The sequence below is a fragment of the Enterovirga sp. CN4-39 genome (assembly GCF_049446235.1).
Lineage (GTDB): Bacteria > Pseudomonadota > Alphaproteobacteria > Rhizobiales > Beijerinckiaceae > Enterovirga.
Window position 1 is genome coordinate 1,458 of record NZ_JBMSEF010000049.1, and the last position, 1,242, is coordinate 2,699.

The window sequence follows — 1,242 nt, forward strand, 5'->3', positions numbered from 1 at the left end:
GTCGCAGTAACAAGCAGATCAACCGGTCGGGTGGTTCCGTCTCTCATCCGAATCCCTTCGGGAGCCAGACGGTCGATCTCTGAAAATTGTAGAAGGTCAATCTCACCGCTCACAATGAGATCGGAGCATCCCACGTTGAAATAATACCCGCCGCCGCGCGTCAGGTACTTCATCTGGAAACCGGTCTCGTCAGGACCGAAATCGAGTCTAAACCCGCGGGACGCAAGGCCGTTCAGCAGCTTCTCGTCTGCCTCGCGGATCGACTTCGTCACCTGCTGGTAGCTACTGACCAAGACCGGATGTGGAACTGCAAGCGCCAGGAGGTCGGCGTCATCGACAGGCAGGCCTTCGCGGTAAAGAGCATAGAGCTTCTGCGCCTCCTTCAAGCTCAGCACCGTTGTCGGGCTGCGCTGGATCATCGTTACGTTCGCTCCACAGGCGTGAAGGTCCTGCGCGACGTCGTGGCCGCTGTTCCCGGTTCCGAGAACACAGGCGTTCTTGCCTGCCCACTTGTGCCCCGCGCCATATTCCCCCGAGTGAAGGACGGTACCCTTGAAGTCCTCGAGGCCGGGCAGCTGAGCTCTAATGGGAATGGCGCTAACACCGGTCGCAAACACCAGATGCTTCGGTGACAACGTCCGACGCTCACCGCGTCGTTCGACTTCGACCGTCCAGCGCCTGGCATGGTCCTCGTAGGAGCCGCCGACCAAGGTGGTCTGCACCCAGACATTCAGGTCCATGCTTGCCGCATACGCCTTGAACCAGTCCGCCAGCTTGTCCTTAGGCACGAATTTGGGGAACGATGCAGGGAACGGCATGTAAGGCAGGTGATTGCCATACACTTCGTTGTGAAGCGCAAGAGAATGGTACCTCTTCCTCCAATTGTCGCCCACCTCCTCGTGTAGGTCGATGACGAGAGTATCGACATCGAGGGCTTTCAAGCGCGCAGCGACCGACAGCCCCGCTTGCCCTGCACCGACAACGAGAACGTCCGGCTCGCGCGCTTCGTAGCTCAGCGACTTGCGGCGCTTGTCAGCCCAGTTCTCGCCACCGAAGTCGCGAGAGGATACCTCGTCTTCCCCCTCGTGAAGTTTCGACCACTCCGGATGACCATCGATCTCGGACAGAGCGGTCATAAGGATCCAAGCCTTCGCTGACCGGCCGTCCGCCTCTTCAATGAGACGAATGACACCGGCGCCCGTGCCGGTAGCCGTCCGGTACTCAACGAACGCCTCGACGGTG

General features: G+C 59.8%; 1 protein-coding gene. It reads right to left on the bottom strand.

Going from position 1 to position 1,242, the window contains the following annotated elements; all coding sequences use genetic code 11:
• The coding region (locus ACO2SS_RS28660) for a flavin-containing monooxygenase (protein ID WP_423281277.1) at window positions 1–1,242 on the bottom strand (1,242 nt) is incomplete at both ends.